The following is a 17,521-nucleotide window of genomic DNA, read 5'->3' as shown; positions in this document are numbered from 1 at the left end:
GGCGGGGAGGGCCTTACGAGCCCTTCTTGATCGAGGTGACGGAGATCTGGCCGTTCACGCGGTCGGCGGTGAACTGGACCTTGTCGCCGGCCTTGATGCCCTTGAGCAGGTTCGGGTCCTGGGCGCGGAACACCATCGTCATCGGCTCCATGTCGAGGTTCTGGATGGCGCCGTGGTCGATGGTGATCTTGCCCTGGGCGGTGTCGACCTTCTCGACCGTGCCCGAGACCGTCGGCAGGCCCTGCGCGAAAGCGGTGCCGGAGAGGCTCAGGGCGGCGATCAGGCTGATGGCAATACGCTTCATGGGAAACTCCTTTTCGGATTGCGATGACGAGGGGATGGGAGACGTCACTTGACGACGACGGTGCCGTGCATGCCGGACTCGTAGTGGCCGGGGATCAAGCAGGCGAACTCGAAGGTGCCGGCCTTCGTGAAGCGCCAGACGATCTCGTTGGAACCCATTGGCGCGAGCCGCTTCCCGTTCGGGTCGTCGTGCTCCATGTCCGGGTTCTTCTGCATCTGGACCTTGTGCTTGGCATTGTTCTCGATCGAGTCGAGCATGAACTCGTGATCCACTTGACCGTGGTTCTTGAGCACGAACTTCACCTGCTCGCCGCGCTTGATCTCGACCTTGTTGGGCTCGAACAGCATCTTCGCGTCATCGGTCTCCTTCATGGTGACCTCGATCGTGCGGGCGACAGACTTCTTCGGGTCACCCGGCTCGCCGGCCGCGAAGGACTTGTGGGTGTGGCCGGGCTCGCCGGGAGCGGCAAGGGCCAGCCCGGTCGCCAGTGTTAGCGCCGCAGCGGCGCCCATGACGGTGGAAATGCAGGTCTTCATCGATAGCTCCTTTGGCATCGGTTTTGTCGGGATCAGTGATTGTCGTGGCCGCCGGCGGTGCGGACCGGGCGCTTGCGCGGATCGATGGCGCGGAACTCAGCCGCCTTCACACCGCTGTCGGGAGAGGTTGCACGGGCGGGTTCGGCGAGTTGCTCGCCCTTCCATTCGTAGGCGACCGTTCCTTCCGGGTGCTTGTACCAGCCCGGATCCTTGTAATCGTCGGCGGCGAGGCCGGGGCGCACCTTCACGACCGAGAACATGCCGCCCATCTCGACGGGCCCGAACTGGGCGAAGCCCGTCATCATCGGCAGCGTGTTGTCGGGAAGCGGCATCTCCATCGAGCCCATCTCGCCCATGCCGCTGTCGCCCATCGGCATGTAGCCCGGCGCCACCTTCTTGATGGCGGCTGCGGTCTTCTTCATGTTCACGCCGATGTAGGTCTTCACGTCGTGGCCCATGGCATTCATGGTGTGGTGCGACTTGTGGCAATGGATCGCCCAGTCGCCCGGCGCATCGGCCACGAACTCGAAGGCCCGCATCTGCCCGACGGCGACATCGACGGAAACCTCGGGCCATTGCGCGGTCTCGGGCACCCAGCCGCCGTCGGTGCCCGTGACCTTGAAGTCGTAGCCGTGCATGTGGATCGGATGGTTGGTCATGGTCAGGTTGCCGAACCGGACGCGGACCTTGTCGCCCTGGCGCACCACGAGCGGGTCGATGCCGGGGAACACGCGCGAGTTCCAGCACCACAGATTGAAGTCGGTCATCGTGTTGACCTTCGGCACGTAGCTGCCGGCCTCGATGTCGAAAGCGTTGAGCAGGAACACGAAGTCGCGGTCGACGCGGCGCTCGGCCGGATCGCGCGGGTGCACGACGAAGAAGCCCATCATGCCCATCGCCATCTGGACCATCTCGTCCGAATGCGGGTGGTACATGAAGGTGCCGGACTTCTGGCAGATGAACTCGTACACGAAGGTCTTGCTCGGCGGGATGTGCGGCTGGGTCAGGCCACCGACGCCGTCCATGCCGTTGGGCAGGAGCTGGCCGTGCCAGTGCACCGCCGTGTTCTCCGGCAGCCTGTTGGTGACGAAGATGCGGACCTTGTCGCCCTGCACCGCCTCGATGGTCGGTCCCGGCGACTGGCCGTTGTAGCCCCACAGGTGCGCCTTCATGCCGGGCGCAAGCTCGCGCACGACGGGCTCGGCGACGAGATGGAACTCCTTCCAGTCGCCGTTCTGCCGCCAGGGCAGGGTCCAGCCGTTGAGGGTGACGACGGGTTGGTAGTCCGGCCCGCTCTTCGGATAGAGCGGCGGCTGCATCGTGGCCTCGGTCATGATCGGCGCCTCGGGCAGGCTGGCGGCCTGCGTGCGTCCGCTGACCATGGAGGCGCCTGCGAGAGCCAGGCCTCCGGCGCCGAGAAAACCTCTGCGTGAGAGATCGGTCATTGCGTGTCTCCTTGTCAGTGTCCGCCGCCACCGCCGCTGGCGGCCGCAGCTGTGGTGGCTTCTCCGCCGCCTTCACCGCCGCCGGCCCCGCCGCCGATCAGGGCAGCCTTGAGGTCGGTAGACGCGATCCAGAAGTCGCGGCGGGCGTTGATGGCGTCGACGTTGCTGAGGATGCGGGTGCGGGCGTCGATGATGAGCTGGCTCACGTCGACGAGCATGCCGCTGTATTGGAGCAGGGCCTCGTCCTGGATTGTCTTCTGCAAGGGCAAGACCCGGCCCTGGTAGTGACGGGCGAGATCGTAGTTGCCGCGGTAGCGCAGGTAGGCCTCGCGGGCCTCCGAGCGCACGTTGACGGCCCGCTCCGCCAGGCGGTTGGCCGCGGCCAGGTAGGTTTCCTGGGCATTGCGGACGCCCACCGCGCCGAAGTCGAAGATCGGGATCGTGAACTCGATCTCCAAGCCCTTGCGCTTGATCCGTTCGCTCTCGACCACCGTCTGGCCGTCCTCGGTGAAGACGGACGTCGTGCGTTCGTAGCTGGAGAGGCCGGCGAGTTCGACGTCGGAGACGAAGCGGGTGGCATTCGTCAGGCCGAACTGGCGGGCGGTCGCATCCAAATCGTGCCGCAACGCCTGGAGGTCGACACGGCGTTCGAGCGCCCGGCGCTCGATGTCCTGGGCCGAAGCAATGCGGGCCGGCAGGGGCGGGAGCGAGTTGGGCAGGCGGAAGTCGATGTCCCGGCCCCAGAGACCGAGCTGCCGGATCAGGCGCTCACGGGCAACCTTCTGCTCGATGCGGGCGCGGGCAAGCTGGGCGCCGAGTTCCTGATAGAAGGCATGCTCGCGGGCCTGCTCCAGCTTGTTCAGCGAACCGCTTTCGCCGAGTTGCTTGGCAAGCTCCGAGGCGGTCTCGGCGGTGCCGAGCGCCTGCTGCATAAAGGCGATCTGCTGGTTGGCCGCGATCGCCCGGTAGTATTCCCGGCGGGTCTCGGCCGCGAGCCGGAGCACGGCCTCGGCGGTGCGGAACTGGGCGGCACGGAAGCGCTGCTCGGCAACCGCGGTCCGGGCGGGAAGGGTGGCCAGTTCAAACAGGCCGACGACGATCTGGCGTTCGATCTCCAGTTCCAAGCTGCCGCCCAGCCGCGACAGGGAAGCCGTCGGGCTCGGCGGCAGGCTCGTCTGGATGTACTCGGCCTCGGAGACGCCGAGCTCGTTGAACGCGACCTGGAGGCCCCTGTTCTTCAGCAGGGCGATCTGGACCGCACTGTCCGGGGTCAACGGACGCCGCAGCAGGTCCTCGACCCGCTGCTGGATGCCGATGGCCTCAGCCTCGCTGGTGATCTTGACGACGTCCTTACCCAATTCGCTGTAGGCGACCGTCTGCGCCGTCGACAGGCCACCATCAGCGGAGAACGAGACGCAGCCCCCAAGGAACAGGGTCAGGGCGATGCCCCCGAGCAGCCCCAGCCGGCGGGTTGGTCCCGCATGATTATGTTCAGTCATGATCGTGTTGTCCTTGGGCATGGATCATCGTCCCCGTCGGGCGGCGTCGTTGCTGTCGTCCCGTTCGGGGGCGGCGCCCGGCGTGACGCGTCGGTTGAGCTCGCGCCAGTCGAGGGGTTCGACGACGTCATAGGCGCGGACACCCGCGGTCACGGAGGCGTAGCCGGGGTTTCGAACGCCCACGGACGGGTCAGCGGGAGCCGCCAGATAGGCTGGAGGGGTGGTGGCGACGCAAGCGCCAAGACTCAGGGTCAGGACGGCGAGGCATATAGGTTTCAGCATGGTGTCGGTCTCGGGTCGACCACCGTCGCAGCAAGCAAAAGAACCAGCGGAACATCAGACAGACTCGGAGTCCGGGCGTTCAGATCTGTTTCGGGCTTTGAATGCGGAAAAGCGGCAGCCGGTTGAGCGTCGTCGGGCGGAACCGCTCAGGCGAGCGGACACGCCGGTTCGTGCGGGCGTCGAGCCGCCCGCGCCTGACTCAGACGGTTCGTGGCGGCCTGTCGAGGCCGCCTGCTGTGATCCCGCCGACCTGCTCGTCGCCGGGCATGGCAATGGGAAGCCGGGATGCCCCTGGAGAGTAGAGAACGGGAAGATCAGTGTCCTGGAAGGCGTGGCATGTGCCCATGCTGCAGCAGGCCGGGCCGGTGCAGTCCCGGGAGCTGCCGTCATGGTCGCTGACGTCAGCTGTCACGGTATTGCCGGGGGATGTCAGCACATCCCCGTGCTCGTGATCCCCATTGTCAGCATGCTCATGGGCGTGCCCGCGCTCGGCATCGGCTGACAGCGCGTGCTGATGTCCACCCGAGGCAGCCACCGGCGCCACGGAGATCGGGAAGATCGCCATGGTGAACGCAAGCAGAGCCACGATGAGGGTACCCAGCAGCCGCAACGGAGAATCGCTCCTGTTCGTCAGAATCGGCTGTCTCTCACGAAACAATGGCATGAACAAGGGAGGACGCATGACTGGTCACCCCCAGGGCAGGAGGACTGGTTCGGCGGGAAAGCCGGCCTGACGGAGAGCACGCAGGAGAGCGGATTCGAAGCGGCTGGAAATGATCCTCACGGTGCGGTCCAGCAGGTTGGCCTCGACGCGGACCTGCTGATCGATGTCCTGCAGCGCCCGGACAACAAAGCCCAGGCAGCCGCCACAATTCAGGGCGGGGACGTGAAAGACGTGAAGGAGGTGCATGGTCGGGTCGCCGGATTCGCGTGGATCCCTGCCTGTTTGAACCTTGCCATCATGGCAAGGTCAAGCGGGGCGGCGCTAGGGCTCCGGAACCGCCTCATCCAAGGCCTCGCGGTAAGCCAGGAGTTTGCTCTCACAGGTCTAATGTTTTGGAACAATCGTGATGACGAGAAACCCGTCAGCGCCCTGGTCGAAGGACAGTGAATAGTCGGCAAGGAGCCCGGCACCCGCACTATGTCCCGTGGTCAGGACCGTTTTGGCCCAATCTGCGAGAAGCTCGTCGCGCCGTGGGGGCTGCAGGTCGGGGTCATAACCTGCCATTGTCGCACTCAGCACGGCGAGGGCATCGCCCACGAGATCCTGCGGACTGATATGGGCCTCATCCCTGAGAAGGTCGGCAGAGATCGCGATCAGCGTGGTGCGGGGTGGCGTTGCGTGCCCCTCGACAGTGGCACTGACCGTGGGCGAGGAGAATCGGCATTCCGCTGTTCCTTTGCCCTGGCAGCCCTCAGGCTTCAGCCGAAGGGCGAGCCCGGCTTGAGCGAGGTGGCGATTGATTGATGTGCCATATCCGGCAGGAGGCCGGTCAAAAGGGTCGGCCGAGGCCGGCCCGCTTAGGCCCGCTGCCATGCCGAGAGCCGTAGCCACTGTCCTTGTCCGGTTCCACACGCAGCGGCACCCTCCATCGGGAGACTGTGGCCCCTTACTATGGCTGGAGCATGCTCCTAATGCTGGTCGTGCTGGCATTGGCCATGATCGGCCAACACCTCGATGATCCGGCACTCGGAGACTTTTCGGTGGTCGCAGGCGACCATGGCCTCGAGCTCGTCACGCAGGGCGGTGAGACGGGCGATCTTGTCCTTGACCTCGGCGAGATGGGCCTTGGTGATCTCATGCGCCTCGCCGCAGGAACGGTCAGGATGGCTGGCCAGACCCAAGAGTTGCCGGATGGCCTCGACCTCGAAACCAAGCTCGCGGGCGTGGCGGATGAAGTTGAGCAGGCGGACATCCTCGACACGGTACCGTCGCTGCTGGCCTTCCGTCCGGACGGGCTCGGCCAAGAGGCCGATCTGCTCGTAGTAGCGGATGGTCGGGATCTTCACCTGAGCCTGCCGCGACAGTTCGCCAATCGTCAGAGACATCGAAAAAAAGCCTCTTGAAGCTCTAGCCGCTAGAGGATGTAGGGTCTCCGCGAATCGAAGTGAAGCAGTTTTGTGAGCGTAGTGATGCGTGAGGCCTGCAATCTGCCCGGCGGCCACGAAGAGGAGCCCCAGACCATGTCATCGAAGGAGCAGCGCACCCGTTACCGGGTTTCCGGGATGGACTGCGCCTCGTGTGCGGCCAAGATCGATACGGCCCTCCGGCGGACGCCTGGCGTGGCCGACGTGAACGTCTCGGTCCCGGCAGGAACCGTAACGGTCGACCACGATGACACGGTTGTACCCGCCGCGCTCGCAAAGCGGATCTCAACGCTCGGGTACAAGGTCACCGGGCAGGGACCAGCGGGCCCCTCAAGAGCAAGGCAGCACGGCCACAAGGACAATCATGGACACGTGCATGGACCTGGTTGCGACCACGACCATGATCACGGCCACGATCACGATCATCATGGCGATAAGCACGCTCACGATGAGGAGGCTTCCGCCGGCCTGCACGGGCATCTGCACGATCATGGGCCCAGCGAAGGCCCGTGGTGGAAGAGCACGCGCGGGCTCCTGACCATCGCCTGTGGCTTGGCGCTCGTGGCCGCCTACGGGATTGGCCAACTCCTGCCCGAGACCGGACATTGGGCCTTCGTCCTCGCCATGGCCGTCGGTCTCGTTCCCATTGCCCGGCGCGCCATCGTGGCGGCCCGCTTCGGCACGCCGTTCTCAATCGAAATGCTGATGACCATCGCGGCCGTCGGCGCCGTGATCATCGGGGCGACGGAGGAGGCCGCCATGGTGGTCTTCCTGTTCCTTGTTGGCGAGCTTCTCGAGGGCGTGGCCGCCGGTCGGGCCCGCGCCAGCATCCAAGGCCTAACTAAGCTGGTGCCGAAGACGGCGCTGCTCGAACGCGACGGAACGACCGAGGAGGTTCAGGCCGACACCCTGATGGTTGGGTCGATCATCCTGATCCGTCCGTGTGATCGGGTTCCAGCGGACGGTCTGATCGTCTCAGGCGAGAGCGCCATCGATGAGGCCCCGGTCACGGGTGAGAGCTCCCCGAAGCGGAAGGGGACGGACGACACCGTGTTCGCCGGCACGATCAACGGCGATGGGGCGATCCGCGTCCGTGTCACTGCGGCGGCGCAGGACAACACCATCGCCCGCATCGTGCGCCTGGTCGAAGAAGCCCAGGAGAGCAAGGCTCCGACCGAGCGTTTCATCAACCGCTTTTCCCGGTATTACACGCCCGCCGTCCTCGTGGTCGGCGCCCTGGTCGCCATCGTGCCGCCGCTTCTCTTCGGCGCGTCCTGGGGCGAGTGGATCTACAAAGGCCTAGCGATCCTGCTGATCGGCTGCCCGTGTGCCCTGGTGATCTCGACCCCGGCCGCCATCGCTGCCGGCCTGTCGGCGGGCGCCCGCCGTGGCCTGCTGATGAAGGGTGGAGCCGTGCTGGAAAGCCTCGGCAAGATCACCATGGCCGCCTTCGACAAGACCGGCACGCTCACCGAAGGCAAGCCCAAGGTCACAGACGTCATCCCAGTGAGGCGTTCGGAGCGGGAGGTTCTCTCGCTCGCTGCGGCCCTCGAGACGGGTTCGAGCCATCCGCTCGCTACAGCGGTCCTGGCCAAGGCGGCGGAGGCCAAGGCCCCAGTCCCTCCGGCCGCGAATGGTGCCGCCATCGGTGGCAAGGGCGTGACCGGCAACGTCGGCGGCGTGTCGCTCTTCCTTGGTTCGGCCAAGGCGGCTGAAGAGAAGGTTCCACTTACGCCGGAGCAGACGGCCCGCATCACTGCTCTGAACGATGAGGGCAAAACGGTCTCGGTGCTTCTGGCCGGAGATCAGGTGGCCGGGCTGATTGCCATGCGTGACGAGCCGCGGCCCGATGCCAAGGAGGGACTCGACGCCCTTAACCGGGCGGGCGTGAAGGCCTTAATGGTCACTGGCGACAACCGCCGCACGGCCGAGGCCATTGCGACCGGGCTCGGCATCGAGCCAAGGGCCGAGCTGATGCCGCAGGACAAGCAGGCGATCGTGCGCGAGCTCCAGGCTAAGGGCCAAGTGGTCGCCAAGATTGGCGACGGCATCAACGATGCCCCCGGCTTGGCGGCTGCCGATGTCGGTATCGCCATGGGCGGCGGCACGGATGTGGCCCTGGAGACCGCCGACGCCGCCGTCCTGCACGGGCGCGTCCTCGACGTTGCCCGTATGGTCCGGCTGTCGCGGGACACGATGGCGAACATCCGCCAGAACATCACCATCGCGCTCGGCCTCAAGGCCGTGTTCCTGGTGACGACCATCCTCGGCATCACGGGCCTGTGGCCCGCGATCCTGGCCGATACGGGCGCGACGGTGCTCGTCACCGCCAACGCCATGCGGCTGCTCGTGGCCGGCGGACGGACCTGATGCCGTCGCTCCGTCGGTGTGGATCACGGGGAATGAGCGCCGCATGCCTCAATCCTGCCGGACTTGACCGCAAGCTTTGGTGTGACTGGCCGGCGCTGCGGCAAGCAGCCTTGAAGCCGAAAAATTAAGAGAAATCGGGGACTGTCCGGCCTCACTACCCGGGCAGATCACAACGCGGGGTCCCCATCATGAAGCGTATCGCATTGGCTGCGAGCCTCGTGCTCGCGCTTGCCGCCTGCCAGGGTGACAATCGGTCCACGCGCCATCTTGTGCCGATTCCGCAGTCCACCATGGCGCTGATGGACAGCAAGGGCATGTCCAAGAGCGACCCCATCCTGATTCGGGCGTTCAAGAAAGAGTCGGAGATGGAGGTCTGGAAGCGGGGAGCCAACGGCAAGTACGCCCTGCTGAAGACGTATCCCATCTGCCGCTGGTCGGGCCAGCTCGGCCCCAAGATCCAGACGGGTGACCGCCAGGCGCCGGAGGGCTTCTACACGGTCAGCCCCGGGCAGATGAACCCGAACTCGAACTATCACCTGTCCTTCGACACCGGCTTCCCGAATGCCTATGACCAGCAGATGGGCCGCACGGGCAGCCTGCTGATGGTCCATGGCTCGTGCTCGTCCGCCGGCTGCTTTGCCATGACGGATGAGAGCATTGCAGAGATCTATGCCATCGCTCGGGAGGCTTTTGCCGGTGGTCAACGTGGCTTCCAGTTCCAGTCCTATCCGTTCCGGATGACGGCCGAGAACCTGGCTAAGCATCGCCTCGACCCGAACATCGCGTTCTGGAACAACCTGAAGGAAGGCAACGACACCTTCGAGGTCACCCGCGAGGAGCCGCAGGTCGGGGTCGGCAGCGGGCGCTATGTCTTCGATGCGGGTGATCCGTCCGTGGCCGCTGCCGTGGCCCAGAAACAGCAGAGGGACGAGCAGCAGGTGGCCGCTCTGGTGGCCAGGGGCGTGCAGCCCGTCAGAGTGGTCTATGCCGACGGTGGGCAGAACCGGGTCTTCCGCGAAGCCCTGTCGCCTGGCGAGGACGGCTCGCTGGCGGTAGACGCCAGTACCCGGAATCGTTTGGGTGATGTCAGCCGCCCGGAAGCCCTGGCGGCCGGGCCGCGTGAAATCCTCCTGAACGCAAATGGGAGCCCGCGGCAAGGATCCCCGACCAGTACGTCGTACGCGTCACAGAGGGCATCCCAATAGAACCGGCACGGCGGGGCAGGGCCGATCAACCTACCCTGCCTTCTGCGATGCCTGACTGGAAAGAGGCGTTAGCGGCCGGCCGTGACGGTCGGTGAGACAAACGCTCCACCGAGCGAGGCCCAAGCCGAGCCGGTATCGCCCTCACGCTTGACGTAGGTGTAGCCGGTCTGGTGCCACGGCAGGACGGCGTTCTTCTTGTTATCGAGCACGAAGTCACCGCGATCGGTGCGGACCATCATCACGGCGTGCCCGGCGCCTTCCTCGTCGATGACCACGGTCATCCGCAGGGCGCGACGGGGAAAACCGGCCTCAACCAAGCGCTTGCGCTTGACGAGCTGGTAGTCCTCGCAATCGCCGTAGCCGTCCTCGGCGAAGTCCCAGCGGTCCTCGACACCCCAGTGGTCCTTATCGGTCTTGGCCTTGATCGCACCGTTCACCTGACGGTTGACCTGGACGATGGTCTTCCAAGCTTGGGGTGTGAGAGCGATGGTGGCCGGTTCGGAAGCGTCGACGGCACATTCCTCCGGCCTCTGCTGGCAGAAGCGGGTCCAGGCGGCGATCGGCTTGGCGGTGCCTACCTTCGCGACGGATTGTGATGAGGCTGGTGGGGCTGCCACGGTTTGCGCCTGAACAGCGGCAGCAATGACGGTGAACGACAGAGACACGGTGGCAAGGCGGAGCGTGTTCTGGGAAAAAGGCCGAACGTTCAGAAGCCCAAGAAGAGAGTGCCGCATTGCCCCCGCCGACGTGTCGTTAAGGAAGTGTTCATCTTCATGACACGGCGGGAATGGCGGATTCAAGGCAGAAGTTAAACAGAAGTTAACGGTCGGTCGTTAGCGTTCGTTCCCACCCTTCATTAGCAGGACTGGGAACGCGCCATGGCAGTACTCGTCATGGCGCGTCAGAAAGTCCCTTACCTCACCTTGTCCTGTGAGACGTCCATGATCAGCCGCGTGGTCAGATAGAGGCGTGGGGCAATGCTGCCGATCTGGATGTACTCGGCGTCATTGGAGTGGGACCCGAAGCCGCTCAGACCGAAGCCCTCGACAACCGCGCCCTTGGTCTTCAGTGCCGCGAAGGCCGCGTCGGTGCCGCCGCCGTTGGGAGCATCCAGCACCTTCATCGGCACGCCGATCTCGTCGTAGATCGACTTGGCGTGTGACGACAGCTTGCGGGAGGCGTCGGTGGCTTCCAGCGGCGGCCGACGCACCTCGAACTTGAGCTGCACCTTCGCCTCCGGCAGTAGCTGGTTCTTGATCCGCTCCTGCAGCGTCGCCTGGAGCTGGTCGAAATCAGAGACCTTCAGCGCCCGGGCATCAGCCTGCGCCGTTGCCTCCGCCGGGATCACGTTGCGGTTGGTGCCGGCCTGTGACACCGTCCAGTTGAGTTTCAGCCCACGGTCGTTCTGCGACAGGTCCTTCAACTGCAGCAGCTGGTGCGAGAGTTCGTAAAGCGCGTTGACGCCACCCTCGGGCCGGGCGCCGGCGTGCGAGGATTTGCCGTGCACGGTCAGGTACGCTGCCCCGATGCCGCTGGTGGCAAGGCGCACGCTGCCGTCGGTGCCGCCGCCCTCAAATGACAGGACGACATCCTGGTCGGAGGCGATCTGGGTGATGGTGCTGCGCCCGCCAGGGGAGCTGATTTCCTCGTCACCGTTGATCAGCACAGTGAGCGTGCCGTAGTCCTTGAAGCCGAGCTTCTGCAGCAGTGCAATGGTGTGCAGGATGGTGGCGATGCCGTGCTTGTCGTCAGCAATGCCCAGGCCATAAGCCTTGTCGCCGTCGATGCGGAACGGCTGCTCCTTGAGCATGCCAGGCAGGTACACAGTGTCCATGTGGGCGATGAGCATGATCTTGGCTTTGCCGGTACCCTGGAACTCGGCCTTCACCATGGCGCCGACCTTCTCGGGCGTGTCGTCCATGCGGTAGATGTCGGCCGGCTGGATCAGCTCGACCTTGCCCCCGAGCTGCTTCAGGCGATCGGCGATCAGGTCGGCGATCTTGGCCAAGCCTTCCAGATCCTTGCTGCCCGACTCGATGGAAACCAGATCGCGAAGAGTATCCAGCAGCGGCTGCTGTTCCTGCTTGGCGAGATCCTGGATGGCTGTAACCGGCTCAGCCAGGGAAGGGCCGGCGGCCATGGTCATGGCCATGGCGACAAGGGCGAAGGGCAGGCGACGGTGTTTGGAAGTCATGGATGTCAGTGGCCTTCAGACGGAGGGGAGACTCCGGACGCTCCGCCAACCTCTGAAGTCCGTTGGAACGCCCGGGAAAGGCAGCAACACGGCGGGGCGATTACCCCTTTGGGTTACCGCCTTAACAGTATGGCAGTCCTGGGAGTGGTCAAGGTGTTCGCCCGCCACCGATGGCTATCGCTGCAGGACCGACTTTTGCCATTAAGAGACCGGCAGCGGCATCGGTTCAGGCTACCCTAGCAGGATCACGAATGCGTGCAGACCTCGTGCCACGCCTTTTGCACCGTTGACGGGAAACCCTGTGAAGCGGTCGTGTAGTGTGCCGACAAGCCCGGTGCGGAGCCGGGTCTCGATCCCGGAGGCTACCCATGCGGTCACCCCTGCTTGGAGCGTTCTTCGCTCTGGTGGCAATCCCCGCCCACGCCCAAGCTCCCGAGGGAACACCCACCCGCATTCGCGGCACGGTCGAGAAGCTTGAGGGGCAGACCCTGACGGTCAAAACCCCGGCAGGGCAGGAGGTGCCGGTTACCATGGCGCCGAACTTCGCTGTCACCGGTGTCGAGAAGCGCAGTCTCTCCGACATCAGGACCGGCGATTACATTGCCTCGACCTCAGTCCGAGGATCTGACGGAAAGCTGCGGGCTCTTGAGGTGCACTTCCTCCCTCCGGGAGTGGGCGAGGGGCAGTTTGCCTGGGATCTCGCTCCGGATAGCCTCATGACGAACGCCACCGTCGCCGGGGTCGCGGCCGCTCCGCAGGGACAGGTGCTGCGGGTGACCTACAAGGGCCAGGAAGCGGAGATCACCGTTCCGCCCGACGTGCCGGTGGTCGCCTTTGTGCCTGGGGACGCGAGTCTGGTGAAACCTGGAGCGGCGGTTTTCATCTTTGGTCAGAAGAAGCCCGACGGATCCGTCTCGGCGACCCGTGCCACCCTGGAGAAGAATGGCGTGAAGCCACCCATGTGATCAGGACCGTTCAGCCCATCTGGAGAAGGCCATGCCTGAGCAAACCGCCCCATCCGATTAATTGGACTTGGACGCTTGTTGCAGCTTCAGTTGCGCCACCCGGGCACACTCCTCGGAGACTTTGAAGTAGCGACTAACGGCGTCAGCTCCGAGTTCAATCGGGCTGGGCTCCCCCGGCTTGCGGCCAGGGATCATCCTGATCTTGTTGACCGCGTTGTCGAACTCGGAATGGTTCGACATCACCACCGTCGCTCCGAGGCTTTTGGCCATGTCGACCATCTTGCGCTGCGAGTTGATGTAGGTCTGGAAGTTCTCGACCGTGTTGACGAAGTTGAACGCCGTCCCGCCCGAATAGGCCACCGTCAGCGGCTTGCCGTTGTCTTGCACCGGGAAGAACAGCGAGAACGTGCCCTCGGTGTGCCCAGGGGTGAAGACAAGGGTCACCGTCGTGTCACCCAAGGTGATCTTCTGCCCATCCTGGGCGACGATATCCCGCTTGGGCTTCACGCTGGTCTCGCCCTGGCCGTAGCGATTGACCGAGTTCTCGACGAAGCGCCAGTCGGGCTCACCCATCACGATGCGTGAACCAAAGCGGTCCTGCATCATCTTGGCGCCGCCGACATGGTCCCCGTGGCCGTGCGTGATGATCACGTATTTGACTTGCTTCGGATCGAGCCCGAGCTTCTGCAGGCCACCAACGATCAATTCCTCGGAATTGTAGGGATAGATCGTGTCGATCAGGATGATGCCGTCACTGGTGGTGAGCGCCCAGGCGGAGTGGATCTTGCCGCCGACGAAGTAGAGGTTGTCGAACACCTTCGCTGGGTCGGCGTACCAGGTCTCGCGGGCCGGAGGCGCACCCGGAGCGACATCAGCGCCGGGGCCGGTGGCCGGCAGGATGCAGAGCCGGCCGAGCGTGCCAAGGAAGTCCGTTCCCGCCGCCTCTTTGGCCAGCTTCAGATGGACGTCCGGGGTGTCTCCGGCTGGTGCGGTCTGAGCGTTTGCCGACGCAGCGCCGATGACCGTGGCGATGGCGAACGCGGCCAAGGATGTCTTTGAAATCGAAAACATCAAACCCTCCCTAAGTGGGCTCTGACGGGCTTCACCCAATAATCACCTCTGCTGAGGAGATCATGCATTCGCGGCAACCATCCGGCCTAAGCGAAACCCAACTTGGAGGGTAGCCAGGAGGCATTCGCCCGGACAAGCGGCCATACCTCGACATTGCCCGTTATCAATTCTTTCGAGAGCTGACGTTTGCCAAGGGGACCGCGTAGAGCTCCAGGCGGTGGCTGACGAGTTGATAGCCAAGCTCCCGGGCAACGAGTTCCTGCAACCGCTCGATCTCGGCATTCCTGAACTCGACGACCGCTCCCGTCTCGATGTCGATCAGATGGTCGTGGTGACCTTTTTTTGAGACCCCCTCGTACCGGGATCGGCCGTCCCGGAACGCCTGGCGCTCGACGATACCCTCGCTTTCCAGGCGTTTCATCGTCCGGTACACGGTAGCCAGATTGATGTGCGGATCGCGTTCGCTGACCCGGCGATGCAGTTCGTAGACGTCGGGATGGTCAGTCGCCGCGGCCAGAACCTGGGCGATCAGGCGACGCTGCCCAGTCAATCTCAGCCCATGCGCGCGGCATTGCGTTTCAATCCGGTTCGTCATGGTCGGCAGCTCCGACTGGGATTCCGCCGAACCCGAAGCCGGCTCCGTTGGGATCCGCAACCATCATATCACCACTCGACCATCACGAGAGCGGCTTGCCAATCGCCTCGAACAGGAGCAGGGTTGAAGTTGCAATTCGTTTGCAATTGCGAGAATGAGCTTGGCCATGGATACTGGTTCCGGACGCACGTTGGTGAGTTGGCGGCGCGAGCGAGGATCCCCGTCGCTCTCCGACGTCCATCGCAGCATCGCCGTGCGTTCGCATGCCTCCCCCTGGCGGAAGCTCGCGGCGTTCCTCGGCCCCGGTTACCTCGTGGCCGTCGGCTACATGGACCCCGGCAACTGGGCGACCTCGCTCGCCGGCGGGGCCAAGTTCGGCTACGCCCTCCTGGTCATCGCTCTGCTGTCCAATATCATGGCGATCATTCTCCAGCACCTGTGCGCCCGGATGGCGGTGGCGACCGAGAGGGACCTCGCCCAGGCTTGCCGGGATGCCTACCCGCGTCCGGTTTCCTACCCGCTCTGGTTCCTGGCCGAGATCGCGATCTGCGCGACCGACCTCGCCGAGGTGATCGGCACAGCCATCGGGCTGAACCTCCTGTTCGGCATTCCGCTTGAGATCGGGGTGCTGGTCACCGCCCTTGACGTGTTCCTGATCCTCTATCTCCAGAACAAGGGCTTCCGGTGGATCGAGGCCTTCGTCATCACCCTCTTGGGGGTGATCGCCGTCTGCTTCCTCGTGCAGATTGCCATGGCCGATCCCGAGTGGGGACAGGTCGTCCGAGGCTTCGCGCCGACGACCGAGATCATTTCCAACCCCGACATGCTCTATCTTTCGCTCGGGATCATCGGCGCGACGGTGATGCCGCATAACCTGTACCTGCACTCCGGCATCGTGCAGACCCGGGCTTTCGGCGAGAGCCTGCCGGAGAAACGGGAGGCGATGAAATACGCCACGATCGACAGCACCCTGGCCCTGATGTTTGCCCTGACCATCAACGCATCGATCCTCATTCTTGCGGCGGCCGCCTTTAACCGGACGGGCAACACGGGCGTCGTGGATCTGGACAAGGCGCACATGCTGTTGTCTCCGCTGCTGGGCTCGGCGATGGCGCCGACGCTGTTCGCCGTCGCGTTGATCTGCTGCGGGCTGAACTCGACCGTCACCGCCACCATGGCCGGCCAGATCGTCATGGAGGGATTCCTCGACATCCGGCTGCCGCCATGGCTGCGGCGACTGGTGACGCGGGCCGTCGCAATCGTTCCAGCAGCTCTAGTCACCATTGCGTATGGGGCCAGCGGGTCTACGAAGTTGCTGATCCTCAGCCAGGTCATCCTGAGCCTCCAACTTCCGTTTGCCATCATCCCGCTCGTGATGATCACGGCCAGCCGCAGGAAAATGGGAGAGCTCGTTGCACCACGATGGCTTACCGGGGTTGCCGGGGTGGTGGCCGGCATCGTCATCACGCTCAATGTCAAGCTGATCGTGGACTTTCTGACGGGAGCCTAGCGTCTTCAGGATCCTGACCGTGAACATTCAGGCAGGCCGCTTGGACAGGTTTAGGCAGAATGAAAGCGGTAGCCGGAGTGTAGCCGACATCCGTCACGATGGCTTGGTCAAGGGACGACGCCGGGCTCGTTGGCCGGTGCTCGCTTCGGCGGGATTCCTGCCCTGGAGATTCTGGGCCACCGCGGTTCCCTGACGGCCTTCCGCAGGAAGTATGAGAAATCCACATGGGGCGAACGTCAGCTCGCCCCATGTGTGGACCTCGATCACGGGAGTCCTATGACAGGGCGGTCGCAGGTGCTGCGAGATCAACGAAGCCCTGCACGAGCATGATGGCCCCGAGCACGCCGACGAGGCCGGCCGAGGCCAGCGGCAGGCGCCGGAGCAGGCGGTCGGAGAAGTTGATCTTTTTTGAGGCATGCTGAATGCCCCACGCGGCCGCGACGCCAATGGACACCATCGTGATCGCTAATCCGAGGCTGAAGGCGGCCACCGTGGCGGCGCCGAGGGTGAACTGGCCGAGCTGGAGGCAGATCAAGAGTACGGTGATCGAGGCCGGGCAGGGGATCAGGCCACCGGTGATGCCGAAGAGAGCGATCTGGACTGTGGTAACGTTGCCGCCGTTGGCTGCAAGCTGACGGGCGATCTGCTCAGCGTGCTCGCGCTCGTGGGCGTCCTCATCAAGGTGGGCGTGATCGTGATGATGGTCATGATCATGCTCGGCGAAGGTGACTGCGTAGGTGTGGGCATGGTCGCCGTGGGACAGCCGCATCCGGGCTGTGAACGCATGCGGCTCCGGAATCTCCTCGACGGATTCCAGATAGCTTCCCTGATCGACGAAAGCGAAGGCCTGGCGAGAGCCGTCCGGGCGCTCGGTCTCGGCGGTCACGTCCTGAGGCGCCCAGCCATGGCCGCTCAGGGTCCGCAGACGCCAGCGGGGCGGCACGCCGTCCTCAAACACCGACAGCTCGACGATGCCATGTCCGGTATCGATGGTCCGGACCTCGTCATGGTGGTGGCCGTCATGATCATGGTTGTGATGGTGATGATGGCCATGGTGATGGCGCCGGAACCAGCCGATGCTCTGGCCGGTGCGCCAGAACATCCAGGCGGCGATGCCGATGATGATCACGCCCGAGGTGATCAGCAGCCAAGCCTCGAAATGCGAGTTCAGGATCTCTCGGCCGAACGACAGGCCAGCCATCGCCACGATCCAGACCACGAGCGAGTGGGAGAGGGCAGCGCAGACGCCGAGTAGGATGGCTTGGCCGATGGTGCCGCGGATCGCCACGATGTAGGCGGCCATCATCGTCTTGGAGTGGCCGGGCTCCAGCCCGTGCAGGGCGCCGAGCAGCACGGCAAAGGGAAGATGCAGCCAGCGGTTGCCGCCGGACTGAAGGAGTTGAGCAATATCAGGCATTGGTTATCCAGAGATGTCTTCTGGCGACAATCAGGATGTT

The 17,521-nt window shown here is 64.4% G+C and carries 18 protein-coding genes; 4 read left to right on the top strand and 14 right to left on the bottom strand.

Features of this window, described 5'->3' with window-relative positions; translation table 11 throughout:
• Positions 1-13: 13 nt before the first annotated feature.
• The 9 genes from NF876_RS02475 to NF876_RS02435 all read right to left on the bottom strand — a co-directional run bounded on the left by NF876_RS02475 (position 14) and on the right by NF876_RS02435 (position 6,115).
• Positions 14-304 carry a copper-binding protein gene (locus tag NF876_RS02475; protein WP_210808877.1) on the bottom strand — a complete coding sequence of 97 codons (291 nt, stop codon included), beginning with the start codon at positions 302-304 and terminating at the stop codon, positions 14-16.
• Positions 305-348: 44 nt separating this feature from the next.
• The gene (locus tag NF876_RS02470) at positions 349-840 is read right to left on the bottom strand and encodes a cupredoxin domain-containing protein (RefSeq protein WP_210808879.1); all 492 of its coding nucleotides are present in this window, start codon (positions 838-840) and stop codon (positions 349-351) included.
• Positions 841-872: 32 nt separating this feature from the next.
• Positions 873-2,285 carry a multicopper oxidase family protein gene (locus tag NF876_RS02465; RefSeq protein ID WP_210808881.1) on the bottom strand — a complete coding sequence of 471 codons (1,413 nt, stop codon included), beginning with the start codon at positions 2,283-2,285 and terminating at the stop codon, positions 873-875.
• Between the two features lie 14 nt (positions 2,286-2,299).
• Entirely contained in the window at positions 2,300-3,784 is a 1,485-nt protein-coding gene (locus NF876_RS02460) for a TolC family protein (RefSeq protein WP_210808883.1), read from the bottom strand.
• 24 nt (positions 3,785-3,808) lie between these two features.
• On the bottom strand, positions 3,809-4,066 hold the full coding sequence (locus NF876_RS02455; protein ID WP_210808885.1) for a hypothetical protein: 258 nt from the start codon (positions 4,064-4,066) through the stop codon (positions 3,809-3,811).
• Between the two features lie 199 nt (positions 4,067-4,265).
• Positions 4,266-4,676, bottom strand: coding sequence for a hypothetical protein (locus NF876_RS02450; protein ID WP_210808887.1), 411 nt, complete (start codon positions 4,674-4,676; stop codon positions 4,266-4,268).
• A gap of 78 nt (positions 4,677-4,754) precedes the next feature.
• Positions 4,755-4,976 carry a heavy-metal-associated domain-containing protein gene (locus tag NF876_RS02445; protein WP_210808889.1) on the bottom strand — a complete coding sequence of 74 codons (222 nt, stop codon included), beginning with the start codon at positions 4,974-4,976 and terminating at the stop codon, positions 4,755-4,757.
• 138 nt (positions 4,977-5,114) lie between these two features.
• Positions 5,115-5,621 (bottom strand): hypothetical protein, encoded by a 507-nt coding sequence (locus tag NF876_RS02440; protein WP_210808891.1) that lies wholly within the window; start codon positions 5,619-5,621, stop codon positions 5,115-5,117.
• A gap of 77 nt (positions 5,622-5,698) precedes the next feature.
• The gene (locus NF876_RS02435; RefSeq protein ID WP_210808893.1) at positions 5,699-6,115 is read right to left on the bottom strand and encodes a MerR family transcriptional regulator; all 417 of its coding nucleotides are present in this window, start codon (positions 6,113-6,115) and stop codon (positions 5,699-5,701) included.
• A 135-nt stretch (positions 6,116-6,250) separates the two neighbouring features.
• On the opposite strand from NF876_RS02435, the gene NF876_RS02430 reads away from it, so the two are divergent.
• Together NF876_RS02430 and NF876_RS02425 are read left to right on the top strand one after the other, a co-directional pair.
• Positions 6,251-8,524: a heavy metal translocating P-type ATPase gene (locus tag NF876_RS02430; protein ID WP_210808894.1), complete on the top strand. Its 2,274-nt coding sequence runs from the start codon at positions 6,251-6,253 to the stop codon at positions 8,522-8,524.
• 188 nt (positions 8,525-8,712) lie between these two features.
• Entirely contained in the window at positions 8,713-9,729 is a 1,017-nt protein-coding gene (locus tag NF876_RS02425; protein WP_210808896.1) for a L,D-transpeptidase family protein, read from the top strand.
• A 68-nt stretch (positions 9,730-9,797) separates the two neighbouring features.
• On the opposite strand, the gene NF876_RS02420 is transcribed toward NF876_RS02425, so the two are convergent.
• Positions 9,798-10,463: a transglutaminase-like cysteine peptidase gene (locus NF876_RS02420; protein WP_210808898.1), complete on the bottom strand. Its 666-nt coding sequence runs from the start codon at positions 10,461-10,463 to the stop codon at positions 9,798-9,800.
• Between the two features lie 179 nt (positions 10,464-10,642).
• The gene (locus NF876_RS02415; RefSeq protein WP_210808900.1) at positions 10,643-11,923 is read right to left on the bottom strand and encodes a M20/M25/M40 family metallo-hydrolase; all 1,281 of its coding nucleotides are present in this window, start codon (positions 11,921-11,923) and stop codon (positions 10,643-10,645) included.
• A 368-nt stretch (positions 11,924-12,291) separates the two neighbouring features.
• Here NF876_RS02415 and NF876_RS02410 point away from each other — a divergent pair, with 368 nt between their 5' ends.
• Entirely contained in the window at positions 12,292-12,888 is a 597-nt protein-coding gene (locus tag NF876_RS02410) for a hypothetical protein (RefSeq protein WP_210808902.1), read from the top strand.
• 57 nt (positions 12,889-12,945) lie between these two features.
• On the opposite strand, the gene NF876_RS02405 is transcribed toward NF876_RS02410, so the two are convergent.
• Together NF876_RS02405 and NF876_RS02400 are read right to left on the bottom strand one after the other, a co-directional pair.
• Positions 12,946-13,959 (bottom strand): MBL fold metallo-hydrolase, encoded by a 1,014-nt coding sequence (locus NF876_RS02405; RefSeq protein ID WP_210808904.1) that lies wholly within the window; start codon positions 13,957-13,959, stop codon positions 12,946-12,948.
• A gap of 163 nt (positions 13,960-14,122) precedes the next feature.
• Positions 14,123-14,554, bottom strand: a complete 432-nt coding sequence (locus NF876_RS02400; protein WP_210808906.1) for a Fur family transcriptional regulator — start codon at positions 14,552-14,554, stop codon at positions 14,123-14,125.
• 166 nt (positions 14,555-14,720) lie between these two features.
• On the opposite strand from NF876_RS02400, the gene NF876_RS02395 reads away from it, so the two are divergent.
• Positions 14,721-16,064: an Nramp family divalent metal transporter gene (locus tag NF876_RS02395; protein ID WP_210808908.1), complete on the top strand. Its 1,344-nt coding sequence runs from the start codon at positions 14,721-14,723 to the stop codon at positions 16,062-16,064.
• 274 nt (positions 16,065-16,338) lie between these two features.
• On the opposite strand, the gene NF876_RS02390 is transcribed toward NF876_RS02395, so the two are convergent.
• The gene (locus NF876_RS02390; RefSeq protein WP_210808910.1) at positions 16,339-17,481 is read right to left on the bottom strand and encodes a HoxN/HupN/NixA family nickel/cobalt transporter; all 1,143 of its coding nucleotides are present in this window, start codon (positions 17,479-17,481) and stop codon (positions 16,339-16,341) included.
• Between the last annotated feature and the right edge of the window lie 40 nt (positions 17,482-17,521).

This window comes from Microvirga yunnanensis, from assembly GCF_025460875.1.
Note: the sequence above shows the minus strand (reverse complement) of the source record. Positions and strands in the feature narration are given on the sequence as shown.